This window comes from Citrobacter sp. MGH110, assembly GCF_001037515.1.
Classification (GTDB): Bacteria; Pseudomonadota; Gammaproteobacteria; order Enterobacterales; family Enterobacteriaceae; genus Citrobacter; species Citrobacter portucalensis.
In genome coordinates, this window is the sequence record NZ_KQ089831.1 from 224,816 (window position 1) to 246,622 (window position 21,807).

The 21,807-nt window shown below is 50.5% G+C and carries 21 protein-coding genes; 15 read left to right on the top strand and 6 right to left on the bottom strand.

The features are described 5' to 3' along the window. Positions 1-46 precede the first annotated feature (46 nt). From hypB to SK38_RS17290, 6 genes are all read left to right on the top strand, one after another. Entirely contained in the window at positions 47-919 is an 873-nt protein-coding gene (gene hypB, locus SK38_RS17265; protein WP_003037409.1) for a hydrogenase nickel incorporation protein HypB, read from the top strand. Beyond that, entirely contained in the window at positions 910-1,182 is a 273-nt protein-coding gene (hypC, locus tag SK38_RS17270; RefSeq protein WP_003037411.1) for a hydrogenase 3 maturation protein HypC, read from the top strand. Before hypB ends, hypC begins: the two co-directional genes overlap by 10 nt. Beyond that, complete coding sequence (gene hypD, locus SK38_RS17275) at positions 1,183-2,304, top strand: hydrogenase formation protein HypD (protein WP_003825899.1); 1,122 nt, start codon at positions 1,183-1,185, stop codon at positions 2,302-2,304. It begins immediately after the preceding gene. After that, on the top strand, positions 2,301-3,311 hold the full coding sequence (gene hypE / locus SK38_RS17280; protein ID WP_048236637.1) for a hydrogenase expression/formation protein HypE: 1,011 nt from the start codon (positions 2,301-2,303) through the stop codon (positions 3,309-3,311). The genes hypD and hypE overlap by 4 nt, the downstream gene beginning before the upstream one ends. A gap of 220 nt (positions 3,312-3,531) precedes the next feature. Beyond that, a complete protein-coding gene (gene flhA / locus SK38_RS17285; protein WP_032944751.1) occupies positions 3,532-5,610 on the top strand; it encodes a formate hydrogenlyase transcriptional activator FlhA in 2,079 nt (692 codons plus the stop codon). A gap of 44 nt (positions 5,611-5,654) precedes the next feature. Then, complete coding sequence (locus tag SK38_RS17290; protein WP_003825890.1) at positions 5,655-6,083, top strand: TOBE domain-containing protein; 429 nt, start codon at positions 5,655-5,657, stop codon at positions 6,081-6,083. A 122-nt stretch (positions 6,084-6,205) separates the two neighbouring features. Here SK38_RS17290 and SK38_RS17295 read toward each other — a convergent pair whose 3' ends face one another. The 3 genes from SK38_RS17295 to dcuC all read right to left on the bottom strand — a co-directional run bounded on the left by SK38_RS17295 (position 6,206) and on the right by dcuC (position 9,750). Next, on the bottom strand, positions 6,206-6,550 hold the full coding sequence (locus SK38_RS17295) for a nitrous oxide-stimulated promoter family protein (protein ID WP_048236638.1): 345 nt from the start codon (positions 6,548-6,550) through the stop codon (positions 6,206-6,208). Between the two features lie 86 nt (positions 6,551-6,636). Next, positions 6,637-8,331, bottom strand: coding sequence for an NAD-dependent malic enzyme (locus SK38_RS17300; RefSeq protein WP_048236639.1), 1,695 nt, complete (start codon positions 8,329-8,331; stop codon positions 6,637-6,639). A 51-nt stretch (positions 8,332-8,382) separates the two neighbouring features. Beyond that, positions 8,383-9,750: a C4-dicarboxylate transporter DcuC gene (gene dcuC, locus SK38_RS17305; protein ID WP_003825883.1), complete on the bottom strand. Its 1,368-nt coding sequence runs from the start codon at positions 9,748-9,750 to the stop codon at positions 8,383-8,385. Positions 9,751-10,104: 354 nt separating this feature from the next. On the opposite strand from dcuC, the gene SK38_RS17310 reads away from it, so the two are divergent. Beyond that, the gene (locus SK38_RS17310) at positions 10,105-10,998 is read left to right on the top strand and encodes a MurR/RpiR family transcriptional regulator (protein WP_003825882.1); all 894 of its coding nucleotides are present in this window, start codon (positions 10,105-10,107) and stop codon (positions 10,996-10,998) included. Between the two features lie 46 nt (positions 10,999-11,044). Here the strand turns inward: SK38_RS17310 and SK38_RS17315 are convergent, their stop codons facing one another. Continuing rightward, positions 11,045-12,415, bottom strand: a complete 1,371-nt coding sequence (locus tag SK38_RS17315; RefSeq protein ID WP_048236641.1) for a class-II fumarase/aspartase family protein — start codon at positions 12,413-12,415, stop codon at positions 11,045-11,047. A gap of 406 nt (positions 12,416-12,821) precedes the next feature. On the opposite strand from SK38_RS17315, the gene SK38_RS17320 reads away from it, so the two are divergent. The 8 genes from SK38_RS17320 (at position 12,822) to SK38_RS17355 (ending at position 20,869) form a co-directional block, all read left to right on the top strand. Next, entirely contained in the window at positions 12,822-13,862 is a 1,041-nt protein-coding gene (locus SK38_RS17320) for a porin (protein ID WP_032944758.1), read from the top strand. Positions 13,863-13,872: 10 nt separating this feature from the next. Then, entirely contained in the window at positions 13,873-14,646 is a 774-nt protein-coding gene (locus tag SK38_RS17325; RefSeq protein ID WP_048236642.1) for an SGNH/GDSL hydrolase family protein, read from the top strand. Positions 14,647-14,828: 182 nt separating this feature from the next. Continuing rightward, entirely contained in the window at positions 14,829-15,746 is a 918-nt protein-coding gene (locus SK38_RS17330; RefSeq protein ID WP_048236643.1) for a metal ABC transporter substrate-binding protein, read from the top strand. Then, on the top strand, positions 15,743-16,558 hold the full coding sequence (sitB, locus tag SK38_RS17335; protein WP_003825870.1) for an iron/manganese ABC transporter ATP-binding protein SitB: 816 nt from the start codon (positions 15,743-15,745) through the stop codon (positions 16,556-16,558). Before SK38_RS17330 ends, sitB begins: the two co-directional genes overlap by 4 nt. Before the next feature lie 2 nt (positions 16,559-16,560). Then, entirely contained in the window at positions 16,561-17,418 is an 858-nt protein-coding gene (gene sitC / locus SK38_RS17340) for an iron/manganese ABC transporter permease subunit SitC (protein ID WP_008785642.1), read from the top strand. Continuing rightward, positions 17,415-18,266: an iron/manganese ABC transporter permease subunit SitD gene (gene sitD, locus SK38_RS17345; protein WP_032944764.1), complete on the top strand. Its 852-nt coding sequence runs from the start codon at positions 17,415-17,417 to the stop codon at positions 18,264-18,266. Before sitC ends, sitD begins: the two co-directional genes overlap by 4 nt. Positions 18,267-18,429: 163 nt before the next feature. Continuing rightward, complete coding sequence (locus SK38_RS17350) at positions 18,430-19,152, top strand: cysteine hydrolase family protein (RefSeq protein ID WP_075553065.1); 723 nt, start codon at positions 18,430-18,432, stop codon at positions 19,150-19,152. 94 nt (positions 19,153-19,246) lie between these two features. Then, positions 19,247-20,869: a serine hydrolase gene (locus tag SK38_RS17355; RefSeq protein ID WP_048236645.1), complete on the top strand. Its 1,623-nt coding sequence runs from the start codon at positions 19,247-19,249 to the stop codon at positions 20,867-20,869. A 59-nt stretch (positions 20,870-20,928) separates the two neighbouring features. Here the strand turns inward: SK38_RS17355 and SK38_RS17360 are convergent, their stop codons facing one another. After that, complete coding sequence (locus SK38_RS17360; protein ID WP_003825861.1) at positions 20,929-21,288, bottom strand: hypothetical protein; 360 nt, start codon at positions 21,286-21,288, stop codon at positions 20,929-20,931. After that, complete coding sequence (locus SK38_RS17365) at positions 21,272-21,796, bottom strand: chemotaxis protein CheW (RefSeq protein WP_048236646.1); 525 nt, start codon at positions 21,794-21,796, stop codon at positions 21,272-21,274. The genes SK38_RS17360 and SK38_RS17365 overlap by 17 nt, the downstream gene beginning before the upstream one ends. Positions 21,797-21,807: the final 11 nt, after the last annotated feature.

Genomic DNA, 21,807 nt, shown 5'->3' on the forward strand with positions numbered 1-21,807 from the left:
CATCCGGCAACAGATGTATCGCAAGTAAAAAGATCAGGAGTGAGCGATGTGTACGACATGTGGTTGCGCTGAAGGCAACCTATATATAGAGGGTGATGAGCATAATCCCCACTCGGCGTTTCGCAGCGCGCCATTTGCCCCGGCGGCTCGTCCGGCGCTGAATATTACCGGTGTGAAGACCTCAAATTTCACACCGAGCCAGACTGAAGAAGGCGATTTGCACTACGGTCACGGTGAGGCCGGAACCCACGCACCAGGTATGAGCCAACGCCGTATGCTGGAAGTGGAAATTGACGTACTGGACAAAAACAACCGCCTCGCCGAGCGCAACCGTGCCCGCTTTGCGGCCCGTCAGCATCTGGTGCTGAACCTTGTTTCAAGCCCGGGCTCTGGTAAAACTACCCTGCTGACCGAAACGCTGATGAAGCTGAAAGATAGCGTGCCGTGCGCCGTTATTGAAGGTGACCAGCAAACGGTGAACGATGCCGCCCGTATTCGCGCCACAGGCACACCCGCCATTCAGGTCAACACCGGTAAAGGTTGCCACCTTGACGCACAAATGATTGCTGACGCCGCGCCGCGTTTGCCGCTTGACGATAACGGTATTCTGTTCATTGAAAACGTCGGCAACCTGGTCTGCCCGGCCAGCTTCGACCTCGGCGAGCGCCATAAAGTGGCCGTGCTTTCAGTAACCGAAGGTGAAGACAAACCGCTGAAATACCCGCATATGTTTGCCGCCGCATCGCTGATGCTGCTCAACAAAGTGGATCTATTGCCGTACCTCAATTTTGACGTTGAAAAATGCATCGCCAGCGCCCGGGAAGTGAACCCGGGGATTGAGATTATCCTAATTTCCGCCACCAGTGGTGAAGGGATGGATCAATGGCTCTCCTGGCTGGAGACGCAGCGATGTGCATAGGTGTTCCGGGTCAAATCCGCACCATTGATGGCAACCAGGCCAAAGTCGACGTCTGCGGTATTCAGCGCGACGTTGACCTGACACTGGTCGGTAGCTGTGATGAACATGGCCAACCGCGTCTCGGCCAGTGGGTACTGGTCCACGTCGGTTTTGCCATGAGCATCATTAATGAAGCTGAAGCGCGCGATACGCTCGACGCGCTGCAAAACATGTTTGACGTTGAGCCGGATGTCGGCGCGTTGCTGTACGGCGAGGAAAAATAAATGCGTTTTGTTGACGAATACCGCGCACCAGAACAGGTGATGCAGTTGATAGAGCACCTGTGCGAACGTGCCGCCCACCTCTCCTACACGGCTGAACGCCCGCTGCGGATCATGGAAGTTTGTGGTGGTCATACCCACGCTATCTTCAAATTCGGGCTCGACCAGTTGCTACCGGAAAACGTGGAGTTTATTCATGGTCCGGGTTGCCCGGTTTGCGTTCTGCCGATGGGCAGAATCGACAGCTGTGTAGAAATTGCCAGCCATCCAGAAGTAATTTTCTGCACCTTTGGCGACGCTATGCGCGTCCCGGGTAAGCAAGGCTCCCTGCTGCAAGCCAAGGCGCGCGGTGCGGATATCCGCATCGTCTACTCACCGATGGATGCACTGAAGCTGGCGCAGGAAAACCCAACGCGTAAAGTGGTGTTCTTTGGCCTGGGTTTTGAAACCACAATGCCAACGACCGCTATCACCCTGCAACAGGCAAAGCAGCGTGATGTGCAGAACTTTTACTTTTTCTGCCAGCACATCACGCTTATCCCTACGCTGCGCAGCCTGCTGGAACAGCCGGACAACGGTATCGACGCCTTTTTAGCGCCGGGCCACGTCAGCATGGTGATTGGCACCGACGCCTATAATTTCATTGCTTCAGATTTCCATCGCCCGCTGGTGGTCGCCGGTTTCGAACCGCTCGATCTCCTGCAAGGCGTAGTGATGTTAATTGAGCAGAAAATTGCAGCCCAAAGCCAGGTAGAAAACCAGTACCGCCGCGTGGTACCGGATGCCGGTAACGCGTTAGCGCAACAGGCCATTGCCGAGGTGTTCTGCGTCAATGGTGACAGCGAATGGCGCGGTCTGGGCGTTATCGAATCCTCTGGCGTTCACCTGACGCCGGACTATCAGCGCTTTGATGCCGAAGCACATTTCCAGCCAGCGCCGCAGCAGGTGTATGACGATCCGCGCGCGCGTTGTGGGGAAGTGCTGACGGGCAGATGTAAACCACATCAGTGCCCGTTATTTGGCAAAACGTGTAACCCGGAGACCGCGTTTGGCGCCCTGATGGTCTCCTCAGAAGGCGCATGTGCCGCCTGGTATCAGTATCGTCAGCAGGAGTGTGAAGCATGAGCAGCGTACAACTCGCCCACGGTAGCGGCGGTCAGGCTATGCAGCAGTTGATCAACAGTCTGTTTATGGAGGCTTTTGCGAATCCGTGGCTGGCGGAACAAGAAGATCAAGCACGTCTGGAACTGGCACAACTGGTGGCAGAAGGCGACCGTCTGGCGTTTTCAACTGACAGCTACGTTATCGATCCGTTGTTCTTCCCCGGCGGCAATATCGGCAAGCTGGCCATCTGCGGTACGGCTAACGACGTGGCGGTCAGCGGAGCTATTCCACGCTACCTCTCCTGCGGTTTTATCCTCGAAGAGGGCCTGCCGATGGAGACACTGAAAACCGTTGTTAACAGCATGGCAGCAACCGCGCGCGAAGCAGGTATCGCCATCGTGACTGGCGATACCAAAGTCGTGCAGCGTGGTGCAGCAGACAAGCTGTTCATTAACACTGCCGGAATGGGGGCAATTCCCGCCAACATTCACTGGGGTGCACAGACTCTCGGTGTGGGTGATGTGCTGCTGGTCAGTGGTTCGCTTGGCGATCACGGGGCAACTATCCTTAACCTACGCGAGCAATTGGGTCTGGATGGCGAACTGATCAGCGACTGCGCGGTGTTAACACCTCTTATCCAGACGCTGCGTGATATTCCTGGCGTGAAGGCGCTTCGTGACGCCACCCGTGGCGGCGTGAATGCGGTCACGCATGAATTTGCCGCTGCATGCGGATTTGGTATTGAGCTGTCGGAAGCTGCTCTGCCCGTGAAGCCCGCGGTGCGTGGCGTTTGCGAGCTGCTGGGTCTGGATGCGCTCAACTTTGCTAACGAAGGCAAACTGGTGATTGCCGTTGAACGCCAGGCCGCTGAAACCGTACTTGCCGCGCTGCGCGCGCATCCTTTAGGGTGCGATGCTGCAATGATTGGTGAAGTGGTTGAACGCAAAGGTGTTCGTCTTGCCGGACTCTACGGCGTGAAACGAACCCTCGATTTACCACACGCCGAACCATTACCTCGTATATGCTAGCAGCCGGTTGGCAGCATGCTGTAGGCCGGATAAGACGCATTAGCGTCAACATCCGGCGTTAATGCTGCATTATGCCTGATACCGCTTTGCTGATCGGGCCAACGGATTGTATATCCTGGCCAGTTCAGTAGCAGGCCATCCGGCAATAATTTACGACTTATACCTATAATTCATTTACCGTTTTCGCACCGTTCTGCGGTGCTTTCCCTGGAAAAGCAATATGTCGTATACACCGATGAGTGACCTCGGACAGCAAGGCCTGTTCGATATTACTCGTACATTATTACAGCAGCCCGATCTCCCGTCTCTTAGCGAGGCGCTTTCGCAGCTGGTCAAGCGTTCAGCGCTGGCCGACTGCGCGGCTATTGTCTTATGGCAGGCACAAACGCAACGTGCGCGTTATTTTGCAACGCGTGAAAATGGTAAACCCATCGATTATGAAGACGAAACGGTGCTGGCACATGGTCCGGTACGCCGTATTTTGTCTCGCCCTGATGCGTTGCACTGCAACTATCATGAGTTTACGGAAACATGGCCACAATTGGCTTCAGGTGGACTGTATTCTGAATTTGGCCACTACTGCCTGCTGCCACTGGCGGCAGATGGGCGCATCTTTGGCGGTTGCGAATTCATCCGTAACGAAGACCGTCCGTGGAGTGAAAAAGAATATAACCGTCTACAGACCTTTACTCAGATAGTCGGCGTCGTTGCTGAACAAATTCAAAGCAGAGTCAGCAACAACGTCGATTACGATCTGCTGTGTCGTGAGCGTGACAACTTTCGCATCCTGGTCGCCATCACCAATGCCGTGCTCTCCCGACTGGATATTGATGAGCTGGTAAGCGAAGTCGCCAAAGAGATCCACCACTACTTCGACATCGATGCCATCAGCATCGTGTTACGTAGCGATCGCAAAAATAAACTCAGTATCTATTCCACTCACTATCTGGATGAACATCATCCGGCACACGAACAGAGTGAAGTGGACGAAGCGGGAACGCTCTCTGAACGGGTCTTCAAGAGCAAAGAGATGCTGCTGATCAACCTGAGCGAACGTGACATCCTTGCCCCTTACGAACGGATGCTGTTCGAAACCTGGGGCAACCAGCTACAAACCCTGTGTCTGCTACCGCTGATGTCCGGCAATACTATGCTCGGCGTACTCAAGCTGGCACAGTGCGAAGAGAAAGTTTTCACTACCGCCAACCTCAAGCTATTGCGCCAGATTGCCGAGCGTGTGGCAATTGCCGTGGATAACGCCCTCGCCTATCAGGAGATCCACCGTCTGAAGGAACGTCTGGTCGATGAAAACCTGGCGTTGACTGAACAACTCAACAACGTAGAGAGTGAGTTCGGCGAAATCATTGGTCGCAGCGAAGCGATGTACAGCGTACTCAAGCAGGTCGAAATGGTGGCGCAAAGCGACAGCACCGTCTTGATTCTGGGTGAGACCGGAACGGGTAAAGAGCTGATCGCACGAGCCATTCACAACCTGAGCGGACGTAACGCCCGTCGGATGGTGAAGATGAACTGCGCGGCAATGCCTGCCGGATTACTGGAAAGCGATCTGTTTGGTCATGAGCGTGGCGCGTTTACCGGTGCCAGCACGCAGCGGATTGGTCGTTTCGAGCTGGCAGATAAAAGTTCGCTGTTCCTCGATGAAGTTGGCGATATGCCGCTGGAGCTTCAGCCTAAGCTACTGCGCGTTCTGCAAGAGCAGGAATTTGAACGTCTGGGCAGTAATAAGCTGATCCAGACCGACGTGCGCTTGATCGCCGCTACCAACCGCGATCTGAAGAAGATGGTTGCCGATCGCGAATTTCGTAACGATCTGTACTACCGGCTGAACGTCTTCCCGATCCATCTGCCGCCGCTGCGTGAGCGCCCGGAAGATATTCCGCTGCTGGTAAAAGCCTTCACCTTTAAAATTGCTCGTCGGATGGGACGCAATATCGACAGTATTCCCGCCGAGGCTCTGCGCACGCTGAGCTGTATGGAATGGCCGGGTAACGTGCGTGAGCTGGAAAACGTGGTAGAACGTGCGGTTCTGCTTACCCGGGGCAACGTGCTGCAACTGTCCCTTCCGGATATTGCCCCTTTGACGCCGTCCACGCCTCCGGTGGCAACCGAAGTCGCACAGGACGGTGAAGATGAATACCAGTTGATTATGCGCGTACTGAAAGAAACCAACGGGGTGGTTGCCGGTCCCAAAGGCGCGGCACAAAGGCTGGGGCTGAAACGTACAACGTTACTCTCACGCATGAAGCGATTAGGCATTGATAAGGATGCACTGGTTTAGCCAGTGTGGCTATACTGGGTGATATCTCAACGAAAGGAGGCAGTATGGCGGTATCAGCACGTAATCAATTAACCGGTACGGTGAGCGCAGTCGCTACGGGCGCAGTGAATGATGAAGTTGAACTGACGCTGGCTGGCGGAGCAAAACTGGTCGCGATTGTAACCCATAGCAGCCAGCAGGCGCTGGGTCTGGCGAAAGGGAAAGAAGCAATTGCCCTGATTAAAGCGCCATGGGTGACGCTGGCAACTGAAGACTGTGGTCTGAAGTTCTCTGCCCGCAACCAGTTTGCTGGCAGTGTTTCCCAGGTCACAGAAGGCGCAGTCAACGCCACGGTACATATCAAAACTGACGCAGGCTTCGAGATTGTTGCCGTCGTCACCAACGAAAGTCAGCAAGAGATGAAACTGAGTCAGGGAAGCCGTGTTGTTGCGCTGATCAAAGCCTCAGCTATTCTGATTGCCACCAAAGCGTAGTCGCCATTCATCACCACATGGCTAAGTTGCCCGATGGCGCAATGCGCATCGGGCCTACGCGACAGATGCACTTATTCTCGTAGGCCAGATAAGGCGCAGCCGCCATCCGGCGCACAGCGACCTTATTTTTTCCGCTGGTACTTCTCGGGTAACTCCGGCACTGGACGTTTGTCATCAATCAGGTGACGTACGGTCAGAATCGGGTGACGCCAGAGCATTCTCGGCCCAGCCCAACGCATAATTTGCTTCATCTCTTCGCGTTTAGCAGGTTGATAACAGTGCACAGGACACTGTTTACAGGCCGGTTTTTCCTCACCAAATACGCACTTGTCGAGGCGCTTTTGCGCATAGGCAAATAACGCATCGTAATGCCCCGGCTCGCCTGAAGCCTGCGGGCACTGGCTCTCGTAGAGCGAAATCATTCTCTGGATCGTCATTTTTTCACGTGCAATGCGTTTGCCGGACATGATGCCTCCACAATTAAGTTGCATAAATAATACACCTTAATCATGAAGGCAACCAAGACCCGAGTACCACTTACTCGTCACAACGGCTAAATTGCCCTGCGTTTATAAGGACGGTAGTGTGGTAACCAAAAGTTATCTTTTATGCTTTGCAACAGCGCGTCGTCGCTCATCTTCTCTGCCACGCCCGACAGCTGCGCTGCCTTACCGACCTCAAAGGCAATGCTGCGGGTCACCTCACAGATTGTCTCAATCTCCGGCAACAGAGCACCTTCCCCGTTACGCACCAACGGGGAAGCATCGGCCAGCGCACGGCTTGCCGCCATCAGCATAGCCTCTGTTACGCGTGTCGCACCACTGGCGATAGCCCCCAGACCGATGGCCGGGAAAACATACACGTTATTACACTGCGCCACCGTAATGGAGCGTCCATTAAATTCAATCACACCGCAGGGACTACCGGTCGCGATGATGGCCTGTCCCTCGGTCCAGCGAATGATATCTTCTGGTCGCGCTTCCATTCTCGAAGTGGGATTCGACAACGGCATAACGATCGGGCGGCCGCAGTATTGGTACATCGTGCTAATGACCTCCTGCGAGAACAATCCAGCCTGACCCGACACACCCAGCATCACCGTGGGTTTGGCATTGTGGATAACCTCCAGTAGCGACGGTGCCAGCCCCTCAAACTGCCAGTAAGATACGGCCTCGGGAGACTGCGCCAGCGGTTGCTGGAAATCAGCTAAGGCATTATTGGTGGTCATCACCAGACCGTCGCGATCCACCATAAAAATGCTCCGTCTGGCTTCGTCCTCGCTCATTCCTTCACTGATGCGGCAGGCAATAATATGCCGGGCGATCCCACATCCTGCAGCACCCGCCCCCACAATTACGATTGATTGCTGACGGAAGTCACGACCGCTGCCTCGGCAGGCCGCAACCAGAGTCGCCAGAGCTACCGACGCCGTGCCCTGAATGTCATCGTTAAAACAGCACATCTCATCGCGATAACGGTCCAGCAGCGGCACCGCAGTATGCTGGGCAAAATCTTCAAACTGCAGCAGAACGTTAGGCCAGCGCCGTTTTACGGCGGCAATAAACATTCCAATAAATGCGAAATAGTCTTCACCAGTTATGCGCGGATGACGCCAGCCGATATAGCGCGGATCGTCCAGCAGTCGCGCATTATTCGTGCCGACATCCAGTAAAATAGGTAGCGTATTCGCCGGATTTACCCCGCCACAGACGGTATAGAGCGACAGTTTCCCGATAGGAATCCCCATACCGCCAACGCCCTGGTCACCTAGCCCCAGAATGCGCTCACCATCGGTGACGACGATGACCTTGATATCGTGCCGCGGAATATCATGCAAAATATCGTCAATACGATCGCGATCGGGCCAGGAGATAAAGACACCGCGTGCACGACGATATATCCACGAGAATTTTTCACAGGCGGCCCCGACTACCGGGGTATAAACGATGGGCAGCATCTCTGGAAGATGCTTTTTCAACAGGTAATAAAATAACGTTTCGTTAGTATCCTGGATATTACGCAAGTAAATATGTCGAGCGTTGTGGGATTCAGCCTCAAGATATTGTTGATACGCCCGTTCGGCTTGTTCATCAATATTCTCAATGGCACAAGGCAGTAGCCCACTCAGGTTAAAGTCATACCTTTCTTGCTGCGTGAAGCTGCTTCCCTTGTTTAATAACGGAGATTCAAGCAGTAACTTCCCCGTAAACGGGACGTATAAAACATCGTTTGTCACGTTGCCATCCATAAATTACAACCAGATAAAAAATAAGAGCCTGCATTAGCAGGCTCCAGGGATTCAAATCAGGACATAGTTGGCAACCAGCATCGCCGCGATACCGGCCAGCGCTGGAAGCAGCGTTCTTCTGACGATCATAAACGGTGAACATTCTCCTGCTTTACTCACCGCAATAATGATTCCAGCCACTGGGGACATTGAGCGCCCCATTCCCGCCATTAACTGCATAGGCAGGATCATATTGACTGCACTCTCACCAAATTTTGCTGCAATGGAGGGGGCCAGGCCGGAGAAGGAGAAAAAGGCGGCAACGCCAGAGCCCGTCAGGACGGCGGTTACACCCACCAGTGCGGTCATCACCAGGGTCATGCTGGTAAAGCCCAGTCCTGCGTTTTGCACTGACTGTAACAGGTAGTCCACCGCACCAATTTTCTGCAGCCCCTGGGCATAGATATCCGCACACACCAGCAAGGAAACGATGCTGGTAAACATGCTGCCCATCCCTTTGAAAAAGACCTGTATCCCTTTGCAGCAGCTTTTGAAATCTCGGGTAGCCACCAGTTCAAAGAAAAATGCGACGACAGCGCCAAGGATCATCGCCGTGACCACGTCTATTTTGATGGACTTGATAACCAAAGGGCTAAAGACCAGCACCAGAACGACAGGCAGGACGGGTAACAGCGCGTAAATAGCGGGTACCTTTCGGCCTTCTTCTTCCGCTTGCGCCACGCTTTGCGCCCCCGGTACGAAGCCATCTTTTTTGTCGAAATACTTCGCGGTAAAGTAAATCACCACCGCAACGGCCAGCATCACCACCACCGCAACCGGCATCTGGTAATGCGCAAAGTAGATCGCGCTTTCCATGCCAGCATGTTTAGCCGCCAGATTCGCAGTACCTACCGCGGGCCCTAGATCCATAAACGCGCACAGACCAATCATCGCGGCCGCAGAGGCTTTACTGACCCCCAGACGAACCAGAACCGGGAAGAATGTCACCAGCAGCAACATCGCCAGTCCCGCCGCACTTGAAATTGCCACATGCAGAAGCTGTGCGCAGATATACCCCAGCGCAAGGATCAGGTAAGGCGCTTTAATCACCTGCAGCGGTCGAATGCACATATTGACCATCGCATTCGACGCTTTAATGTGATCCATATAGCTGGCAAATCCACCCGCAGCCATGATGATAAGACCAATACCTGCAATTTGTGTGGTGAGCGATTCTTTTGCAAAGCTAAAGATATCCAACCAGGTTGACCCCGTGGATTTTGCTTTATCGTAGAGAATGCTGTTTTCAGGATAAAACAGTACGGTAATGGTCAATAATGCCAGTCCAGCGAGTAATAAAACAGTTTGCGGCTGATAATTTTTCACAATTAACCATGCAGCAATAACTGTTATCACTATTGCTATAATAAACGCTGTCATAATAACAATTCCTATGCCATACAAATCGGGTAGGGTTACCTGTCATATCATCATAGCTTATATAGGATAGTAAAAAATCACTCCCATATATAAGCAGCTATAATATGTACGTAAATTTATCGTATTACATGCTCAAATATTGAGATTTAATTGTAATGGGTTGTGTGGTTGTAAAATACGGGAAAGGTGTTTTCCCACCTCTTTTTGTGAGTAAGATCGCAACTACATCTGAATGTAGTCGCAGACCTCAGAAAAGGCTGGATGCGGGTTTCCAACATATTCATTCTATGATTGACGTCGAAAGTGTATTACCCTATAACAACGTTGATATACAATAGTCATCGGGTGTTATCCATGTACAAAAAAAACACGTTAAGTCTGGATGAGTATAACTTACTTACTCTTAATATGGGTGATCTAACTGAATCTGAGTGCCGACTCAATGAGTACATTAATAAACACTTCAATGAACTTCCCTATCATGGCATTGTTGACCTCTCGCAAAATGCGATGGTAAGCAAAGCAACCATTGGCCGATTTTTAAATAAGATTGGGTTTACGGGTTACGCCGCTTTTCGCAAAGCATTAGACATTACGCTGTCAAAAAATAAAATATCCGCACCTTTTGAGAAAAACATCAAACTACGTAACAATCCCAGCATTACCACTGAAAGTATCGTTACTGATTTCACCCATAAAGTATCAGAATTATTTAATCAATTTAAAAATAATATCGACATTGAAAGCCTTAATGCGTTTATCGATCTGGTACTGAACAATCAACGTCATATTTATGTCGTCGGTCCGTCATCATCTCATGCAATGGCAACGCATTTTTGTACACTGTTAAAGTACTTTCGCAGTGACATCACCCTTTTACCGACGGACATCAGCGAACTCCCCAAATGTCTCATCAATATTGAGGAAGAGGATGTCCTGATTGTGTTCTCCTACTATCGATTTAATCGGGTTGCCCTCAATATTGCAAAGTGGTTCAGAAAAAAGAACGCCGTCGTGGTACTGGTTACCAACTCAGAAGCGAACCCTTACGGTAAATTTTGCGATCTGCAGTTTGTTCTTCCCAGCGACGTACAGTCCATTTTTCAAAGCCGTATACTCGGCTTCTTTTTTATCGAACTCATATTGCATCTGGCTTATGAGAAAGGAGATAACGAGGGGAATTTTGCACAACTGGAAGAGTTATTTGTCTTTTTCGAAACGTTTTCTGCATCAGCACACAACACTTAGCACCGCCAGCCGCCAGGAGAGTTATCCCTCCCGGCAGCAAGACAAATCAGGCAATCTCTACCGTTTTCACGCGCTCGAACTCAGCTAAAGTTTCAGCTATTAGCGCGTCGTTAGCCCCGATATATGACAGCGGCTCGCAGGCGGCGGTAATTTCCTCTACAGACAATGATGCGCGGATTTCCGGGCTAGCCTGCACGATCTCCATGAAGCTGTGCTCTCCAGTTGCATGCTTTAGCAGGTTTTTCACTAAGTTATAGGCGGACTCTCTGCCGATTTTGGCGGCAAGTCTCATCGTCAGTGATTCCGACATAATAAAGTGCTTTGAGCAATCGAAATTAGCACGCATCTTCTCTTCATTAATGATGAGATGCGAAAGCAGATTCTTTGCGCGTGTCAGGCTGGTCGATAAAGCATTTGAGGCCTCCGGGAGGATTGTCCAGTTTAATACCCTCATTGAGGCGGCTCGCACATCCTGTTGATCCAGCATTGCTGGGGCGCCAGACGCATACATCCATCCCATCCTTGCCAGCGTTTGCATCATGTTACTGGCGCGCGGATTAACCTTGTGCGGCATCGTGCTCGACCCTCCACCACCTTCTCCCTCAAGCACTTCAGCAATCGGCGTGCGTCCCATTGTTTCGACATCGTTGGCCAGACGACATAGCGTGCCGTGAACAAGGGCAAAAAACTGCACAACTTCAACAACCGCATCCTGGCTGGCATTATTAATGCCGCAGGGTACGTTCAGACCCAGTGCCAACATCAGTCGTTCACGTGTTTCCATTCCCTGCTCTCCTACGGAGGCCAAATTACCTACCGCGCCGCCAAAGAGCCCGGTTACAGCTCGCGGGTACAGCTGCTGAAGTCTTATCAGATGGCGGTTAATCTCTGCCAGATAACTGCAAACATGCAGCCCCCACGTTGTCGCAGAAGCATCCACTGAATTGGTGCGTGCAACCATCACCGTTCGGGTATGACGTATTGCCATCGCTTTCATTGCCTCGCCAACATCGAGCAATTGCTCGCGCAGCAGCTGCAACGTTTGTTGCAGTCTCATCGCCATGCCAGAGTCCAGCAGATCCTGGGTAGTACATCCCCAGTGCAAAAACTGACTTACTAACGGTGTACCGCAAGCAGAGATCTGATCGATCAGCGGTTTTATCGCCATACCAACCGTCTGTGTTTCCTGTGCAAGAGCCGGCCAATCTATCCGTATTTCCCTGCACGTTTTTTCAATTTCGACGGCGGCTTGCTCAGGGATAATCCCCTGCTCACCTTGCACTCGAGCGACGGTTGACTCAAATCGCAACCAACACCGCAGCAGATTGTCGTCAGACCATATTTCCCGCATCCGACCTTGGGTGAACAATGAAGAATAAAGATCAGAATCAAATACCGTTGTTTGCTTACCGAACATACAGCGCCTCTCCGGCCAATGAATGCATCATAATCGAAAATGTGATTAATCAATTTTGCAGGATCTGTTTTCCAGATTATAGGGGAAAATAGTATTCCCACCCAAAAAACGGCCATGAGAATACAATATTCCCATTTTCGTTTTTTCCACCAAGTAGAAATGAGATGTACTTCACAGTAATTTGTGGATTACATTCCAAGCAGGCGTAATATTTCAGCAGAAATGCGCATTAATTATAAGAACCATTAATACAATAGTGAAATTAGTGATATTTATGCGTGAATAATCACATTTCATTACGAGAAAAAATAATTCCCATACCGCTGACACTCCTTTTCCACAAACAATTACCTCGCTGTGAACTTTATTTTATGGTCAGGAAACTAATGCTGGTTTGAGGGATGACATGAAGCTAAAAAATTATTCACTAATATTACTTATGGGTATGAGTTCCTCGGCGTTCGCCTTAAACGTCTATAATAAGGATGGCAATACTCTGGATATCTATGGCCGCGTTGAGGGAAAAATAGCAAGTGGTCAGAATTCATTTGCTGGCAGTGAAAGCCGAAGCGATCTGGGTGGCCGTGTAGGTATTTACCTCACCCGAGATCTGGATCTTCTGCCAGATACCAAAATCGTGGGTCGACTGGAATGGCAGGTGCGTACCGAAAAAAATGATAACAATACCGGTGAAAGCGATATGGAGGCCCGTTATTCCTATGTCGGTCTGTCAAATAAAACATGGGGTGAACTGATCACCGGGAGAACCAAAAATCCGTTGTATCAGGTAATGAAAATGACCGATAAGTACAAAAATTTCACCCCTAATATCTATAGCTATGGCATTACAACCATTGATGATTCATACCAGTTCAACCGCCAGGACGGCACCGTACAGTGGAACGCCAAATTTGCTGGCAATGAGATTCAGCTGGCGTGGGTTTCTGGGAATGGCAACAGCGATAACGAAGCCCTGGATTACGGCGCGATGGCCAGCTATCGCAAGTCTTTCAAATTTGGTGATTTTAGAATTACACCCGCACTCGCGGCCAGTCGTTACAAACGACAGGATGGCGTAGTGACCACCGATGGGCGTAATCAAAACGATCAAATTATGGGAGGATTACAACTCAGTTATAAAGCCTATGAAGTCGCGGTAACCGCATTGCGTACTTCTATTTCTCGCGATAACAAAAGCGATAATAATTATAAAGGGATGGATTCACTCATTTCCTACAATTTTGGCACCGTCAAGGTTCTCACCGGATATAGTTTTTTAAATGAAGATGGTAAAGATATTGCTGAAAAAGAAGACTGGCGTGCTGAGGCGCAATTAACATTGGCTGAGGATACGTGGTTATCATTTACTTACGATAAAGAATTCGCCAGTAAGAACAAAAAAACCAATGATGATGCGCTCATCGTTGGACTCCGTTACGACTTCTAAGAGATAATCGATGAAAAAGATAACTTTGCTTGCCACAGCAACGGTCCTGGCACTGAGTAGTATCTGCGCTCACGCTGATACGTTATTAGCGCCTTCCGCACATGCTAAAATGGATGGCGAGAATAAAATCGTCGCGCTTTATGGTAACTCGTTCACGTTCTATAACAATAATATCAATACCCGATTACGGGATTTGACGCAGTCTTTACTGCCTGACCATGCCAAAGGCTATAAATATCGGGGGATCACGATTTCCAGCGGTCATTTAGGCTGGCAAATTGAGAATATGCGCTACCAGAACACGTTACAGAAATGGGATGTAGTGGTATTACAGGGGAACTCCACAGAAACAATTTCAAAGAAAGAAAGTACCCGGAAAAATTTCGTTGACTCTGCAACCCAAATGGCTGAGATGGCGCATAAAGCAGGTGCAAAAGTTGTCTATTTCATGACCTGGCCGAAGAAAGCTAAACCCGAAGATAGCCAAAAGCTGGCGGATGCTTATATCTCCATTGCGCAAAAAACGGGGGGATATGTGGCTCCGGTAGGTCTCGCTTTCGAGAAAGCTCGCAAGACCCATCCGGAAATTAACTTGTATTATCATGATGGTGTACACCCTTCTATTTCTGGTACATATCTCGCCGCTTGCGTATTCTTCGCCACCCTGTACAACCAGTCTCCTGTCGGCGGCGCGCTTCCTGTTGATACGGACATGACCCCTGCCACCGCCAAAGCGTTACAACAGGTAGCATGGGAAACCGTTACTGAGTTCCAAAAGTCATAATCACCGGGTTATTCATCCCCAACACGCCGGCAATCGTGCCGGCGTAAAATACATTATCCCCCGTCTATTCCTTAGCAACCTACGCAAATAAGAATTATTTTCATTTGTTTATGCCATGTGCTATATAACATAGCAAAGGCTATATTCGATGATAAATTAACCACTTTGTTGCGAGGGATACTATGCCGCATCTGCCCCATCTGAAGTCATTTCTCCTTGCCAGCGTGTTAACAGCGCTGACGCTGTCACCCGCCTGGGCGAAAGAAAAATTCAAAGTGGTGACCACCTTTACGGTGATTGCCGATATGGCAAGCAATGTAGCAGGTGACGCGGCGGACGTTAGTTCTATCACCAAACCGGGTGCTGAAATTCACGAATATCAACCAACCCCAGGCGATATTAAACGGGCGCAAGGTGCACAGCTTATTGTCTCCAACGGTCTAAACCTCGAACTATGGTTTGCCCGCTTCTACCAAAATTTGTCCGGCGTACCTGAAGTGATGGTCTCAAACGGCGTGCAGCCAATGGGCATCAGCGAAGGGCCGTACAACGGTAAACCAAACCCGCATGCCTGGATGTCAGCAGAGAACGCGCTGATCTACGTGGATAACATTCGCGATGCGCTGATCAAATATGATCCGGACAATGCCGCAACCTACCAGAATAATGCGCAGAATTATAAAGCGAAAATCCAGCAGACCCTGGCGCCACTGCATACAGAACTGGCAAAGCTCCCTGCTGATAAACGCTGGCTGGTCACCAGCGAAGGCGCATTCTCTTATTTAGCTCGTGATAACAATCTCAAGGAGCTGTATCTGTGGCCGATCAATGCCGATCAGCAGGGTACGCCCAAGCAGGTACGCAAGGTTATCGATGCCATCAGAGAGCATCATATCCCGACGGTATTTAGCGAAAGCACCGTGTCCGACAAACCAGCGCGTCAGGTTGCCCGTGAGTCTGGCGCACATTACGGCGGCGTGCTGTATGTCGATTCGCTCAGTGCAGCCGACGGTCCGGTACCGACCTATCTGGATTTACTGCGCGTCACCACGCAAACAATTGTTAACGGCATCAACAAGGGTCTGGAGAGCCAACCATGAGTCACTCTGCGATTACCGTAAATCAGGTTACGGTGACGTATCGCAACGGTCATACCGCATTGCGGGACGCCACTTTTCAGGTTCCGGGCGGCTCAATTGCCGCTCTGGTCGGCGTAAACGGTTCGGGAAAATCAACGCTTTTTAAAGCGCTGATGGGTTTTGTCCGCCTGGCGCAGGGGGAAATCTCAATTCTGCAACAGCCGGTAAATAAGGCGCTCAAACAGAATCTGATCGCCTATGTCCCCCAGTCAGAAGAGGTGGACTGGTCGTTTCCGGTACTGGTGGAAGATGTGGTGATGATGGGACGCTTTGGCCATATGGGCTGGCTGCGTCGACCAAAACAAATTGACCACGCCTGCGTAGATGCGGCGCTGGCGCGAGTTGATATGCTGGATTATCGCCATCGTCAGATAGGTGAACTGTCCGGTGGGCAGAAAAAGCGTGTTTTTCTGGCAAGGGCCATTGCACAGGACGGACAGGTTATTTTACTGGATGAACCCTTTACCGGCGTGGATGTAAAAACCGAGGCCCGGATCATCGACCTGCTGCGTGAACTGCGTGATGAGGGTCGAACCATGCTGGTCTCTACCCATAATTTGGGATCCGTCACCGAGTTTTGTGATTACACGGTGATGATTAAGGGCACGGTGCTGGCAAGTGGACCCACCGAAACCACCTTTACCCCCGAGAATCTCGAACTGGCATTCAGCGGTGTACTGCGTCACGTTGCGCTGAGCGGCGGTGAACAGCACGTAATTACCGATGATGAACGCCCGTTTATTTCGCGACGCACGGCAAACGAGGGGGAATAACCATGAACTGGCTAACGGAGCCGTTTGGCTACCAGTACATGCTCAACGCCATGTGGGTCTCGGCAATGGTCGGCGGCCTGTGTGCGTTTCTCTCCTGCTATCTGATGCTCAAAGGCTGGTCGCTGATTGGCGATGCGCTGTCGCACTCGATCGTGCCGGGCGTGGCAGGCGCTTATATGTTAGGGCTTCCCTTCGCGCTTGGCGCATTCCTTTCCGGCGGACTGGCGGCGGGCAGTATGCTGTTTCTTAATCAACGTTCGCGCCTGAAGGAAGATGCGATTATCGGACTGATTTTTTCGTCTTTTTTCGGTATCGGGCTGTTTATGGTGTCGCTCAATCCGATGTCGGTGAATATTCAGACCATTATTCTCGGCAACGTGCTGGCGATTGCGCCAGAAGATATTCTGCAACTGGCCATCATCGGGGTTATTTCGCTAACCATCCTGTTTTTGAAGTGGAAAGATCTGATGGTGGTTTTTTTTGATGAAAACCACGCGCGCTCTATCGGTCTGAATCCGGGCCGGTTGAAGCTGTTATTTTTTACGCTGCTCTCCGTTTCCACGGTCGCCGCGCTGCAAACCGTCGGCGCATTTCTGGTGATTTGCCTGGTGGTTACGCCCGGTGCAACGGCCTGGCTGCTGACCGATCGTTTTCCACGCCTGCTCACTATCGCCGTAGCTATTGGCAGCCTGACCAGCTTTTTCGGTGCCTGGCTGAGCTACTGGCTGGACGGTGCAACCGGCGGAATTATTGTCGTTCTGCAAACGCTGCTGTTCCTGCTGGCATTTGTCTTCGCGCCAAAACACGGTCTGCTGGCGAATCGCCGCCGCGCCCGTCTGGTGAACAAGGAGTCAGTATGATCTTAACAACGCTGCTGGAACCCTTTCAGTTTGGTTTTATGGTCAATGCGCTGGTCATCTCCACCATTGTCGCCGTGCCCTGCGCGCTGCTGTCTGTATTTTTAGTACTCAAAGGCTGGGCGCTGATGGGTGATGCAATGAGCCACGCGGTTTTCCCGGGAATTGTACTGGCGTGGATTGCGGGCATCCCACTGGCAATTGGCGCATTTATCGCCGGGCTGTTCTGTGCGGTGGCGACGGGTTATCTCGACGATAACAGCCGCATCAAACGCGATACCCTGATGGGAATCGTCTTTTCCGGCATGTTTGGCGCAGGGCTGGTGCTGTACGTCTCTATCCAGTCAGAGGTCCATCTCGATCATATTCTGTTCGGCGACATGCTGGGCGTATCGTTCAGCGACATCATACAAACCGCGGTTATTACGCTTGGGATAGCGCTTATTATTGGGCTTAAGTGGAAAGATCTGCTGCTGCATGCGTTCGACCCGCATCAGGCAAAGGCCAGTGGGCTTAACACTGCACTGCTACATTACGGCCTGCTGTGCATGATCGCCCTGACGATTGTCGCCACGCTAAAATCAGTAGGGATTATTTTGTCGATCTCCTTACTGATTGCGCCTGGCGCCATTGCGATTTTAATGACGCGGAAATTTTCCCACGCCTTGTGGCTGGCGGTGATTATGTCGGTCGTTACCTCGTTTATGGGCGTGTACCTGTCTTTTTTCATCGACAGTGCACCGGCCCCCACCATCGTCGTACTATTTTCACTACTGTTTGTGATGACCTTTATTTATTCCACCCTGCGCGACCGTCGTTTAGAACGGCGACGCCAGCAATACGACCTCTAACGGAGTGGGCAGTGATATGCCCACTATCGTTATTAGAATACGTAATGACAATATTCCCAGCGTCCTGAACAAATGCCCCGTTCTGAAACCATGCCATATTTACCAGCGCTATTTAATAATCAGATAGTCACTATCACATTAGATAAAAATACAGGTAAATTTTATGAGCAAGATGAGCATGTCAGAAATCTATTCTGAACCAGAGGCCTATGGCTTACCACGCAAAGGTATAACACTTAATAATAAGGAAGCTGCGTTGGTGGTAGTCGATCCACAGATCGATTTTTTAAGTCCTCAGGGTATTGGCTGGGAGGTTTTTAAAGACAGCATTATTGAAAATAATACTGTAGAAAATCTCGATACGTTGTTCAAAATGGCAAAAGAAGCACAAATGCCTGTTTTTATTTCTCCACATTATTACTTTCCGCACGACCATAAATGGCAATCTACCGCACCGGGAGAAACATTTATGCACGGCACTGGAATGTTCAGTCGTAAAGGTCCACTGACGATGGAGAATTTTGAAAATTCCGGCGCAGACTTTTTACCGCAGTTTAAGCCATATATTTATGATGGCGAAACGGTCATTGCCTCACCGCATAAGATTTTCGGACCAGAAACCAACGACCTGGTACTGCAATTAAGAAAACGCGGTGTCTCACAGGTCATTCTCGCCGGTATGGCTGCCAATCTGTGTATTGAATCCCATATGCGTGAATTGATTGAGCAAGGTTTTGAAGTTGTCGTCGTTAAAGATGCGACAGCGGGTCCGCGCATTCCGGAAGGTGACGGTTATCTCGCCGCTCTAACCAACTACCGCATCATTGCCAATGATTTATGGGACACCGACACCACGGTTGAAAAGGTAAAGGCAGCAGCTAAGTAATAGCTATGAGTACGGTTACCGAGGGTAATTGTATGTACAACATCGCTCATCCATTAGCCATCAAAATAAATTTCATTAAGCGCGGAGCTTTTCCATGAATCTTAAGTTAAAGGTTATTTCGGCATGTATTTTACTTTCCATGTCTGTTTCAGCTACTCAGGTATTGGCCGCTGCCAGTACAAATGAGACAACTTACTTAGTTAACCGTGGTGATCCACAATTAAAGGTCAACGGCAAATATATCGATCAGATCATTGCCGAGGTAATGGCGAAAAATAATCTGCCGGGTTTATCCATGGCGATTGTTCAGGCGCCTTATATTCCGCGTTCAGCGGGATACGGTCTGGCAACGGCTGCCAATGATGAGCTTGCTTCCACCAAAACCATGTGGGGAATTGGCCCTATCACGCAAGCTTTTACTGCAGTCGCAGTAATGCAACTGGTAGAGCAAGGTAAATTGGATCTTAATACTCCTGTGAGTGTTTATTTGCCTGGCCTGCCGGAAAGCTGGCATAACATTACGATTCTGGAATTAATGCAGCACTCATCCGGGATCCCTGATTTCAGATCTTTCGGCTATAAACAAGAGCAAAAATATACACCTGCGCAGCTGGTTGATCTTGTTAAAGATAAACCGCTCGAATTTAAAAATGGCACGGACATCAACTCCAGCGCAACTGACTTTATCCTGTTAGGTATGGCTATCGAGAAAGTCAGCGGAATGAGTTACGTAGACTTCGTCAACAAATACCAAATTGCGCCGTTAGGTCTGCAAAGCACCATGTTCGCAAAAGACATGCCAACGAAAGCATTCCTTGATCGCCCGACGCCTGATAAGCAACATAATCAGCATTCGAAATTTAAGTCAGAAATTGACTGGATCAACCCTGTTGAGCCTGCAACAGGTTACGTCGCAGCGGGTGACAAACTGGCGCCTGTCAGCGCGATCGCCACTGATAATCTGTTCGCCTACGGTGGTCTGTGGTCGTCAGCGGAAGACATCAGTAAGTGGGATATCGGTCTTGCCGGCAGCACGCTGGTTAAAGACAAAAAGCTACGCGACATTATCTATAGCCCGGCAAAACTGAAAAATGGCAAAGTCGTGCCTGCCATGGCCGGCTGGGAATTTACCCGCCATCCTGGTTTTCTGGAAATCAAAGGAACCACAGGTGGCTTTAGTGCCTATCTGAGCCGCTTTACCGCCGGTGATGAACTGGTTTGCGTGACAATGCTGACCAACAAAGAAGGCGTAGACATGACTCAGGTGGCTCGTGATATCGCTGAAGCCTATAAAATCGGGCTGGGTTCTGGGTTAAATTCAGAGAAGATCAAAAACCAGGAAAGTAAATTCTCAGTCGATGAGACGGTCTCCCGACTGAAAGCCATTCTGAAAAGCGAAGGCGTTCCGGTATTCACCGAAATTGATCACGAGAAAAATGCCGAGGGCGCGGGAATGAACCTCAGGCCAACGAAAGTCCTGGTATTTGGTAACCCTAAAGTCGGCACAAAACTGATGCAGGATAAACAGGGTGTCGCGCTGGATCTGCCGTTACGTGTCTCCATATGGCAGGATAAGATCGGGCGAGTTTGGGTCGGTTATGAAAACCTGGATGACGTAGCAAAAACCTACGATCTTCAGGACAAGCAGACCATTGATAAGATTGACAACTTTATGACTAAGCTGGTCAGTCGGGCTGTTGATGCTTATATCCAGTAACGGGATTTAGCACTCCCAGCCTTCTCATGCTGCGGGACCGTTAAAGCTCCCGCAGCGTGTCAGCGCCAGCTTAATAGCGGGCTAAACGCCTCACGTCCCACCAGGGCACGAAGCGCAGGCAGATGACAGTTACGCGCCAGAAGCGGAGGTACGGCAAAAATAATGTCGCCGGAGAGCATCACATTCTCAAGTTGTCCCCATAGGTACCAGCCGGTTTCAACGCCACTGTCCGGGACGCGTAGATGCAAATGCCATCCCTCCTGCGGCTCATCCGCAATCCCCAGCCACTGGCTAAATCGGGGGATTTCAGGCACAACCTGAGTCACCAACGAACACACACCAACCTGGTTTGCCGGTATATACAACGTTAGCGCTCCCAAAGTAATACGTACCGCCGCCAGATTAGTGGGTGCCGTCATAACCGCTGGTCTCCTGATAACGCTCAAAGACCAGATTCAGATCGAGCAGCGTGTACCAGGTTTCTATCACGTTAACCACCCCCACAGCGATGCTTTGTAACGCCGGGGGCAACGAATCTCCTGGCAAATGAATCTGGCTTTCGGCGACTTCCAACACATCAATCAGTTTATCTATCAGGATCCCACTTTGCATTTTCTCGGCGCAACCAATCAGAATAGTGCGCTTACCTGCCGAATTAACGGTAGGTTTATCGATCAGGCTATCCAGTCTCATTACCGATTCCACCCGTCCACGATAGTTGATGACCCCTTCAAGCATTGGCGCGCAACAGGGAACCCAGGAGATCGGGCGCTCAGCAAGGATCTCTTTAATTTGCGCCCCATAGAAGGCAAAATTTTTACCCGCCAGTTGAAATAACACCAGCGTGCTCTGGGGTTCATCAACGTTTTCACACTCCGGCTTTTCACCATGGTTCAGCGCAAGAATCTGCTCCAGCTGTTGGCTCATATTGACTCCTT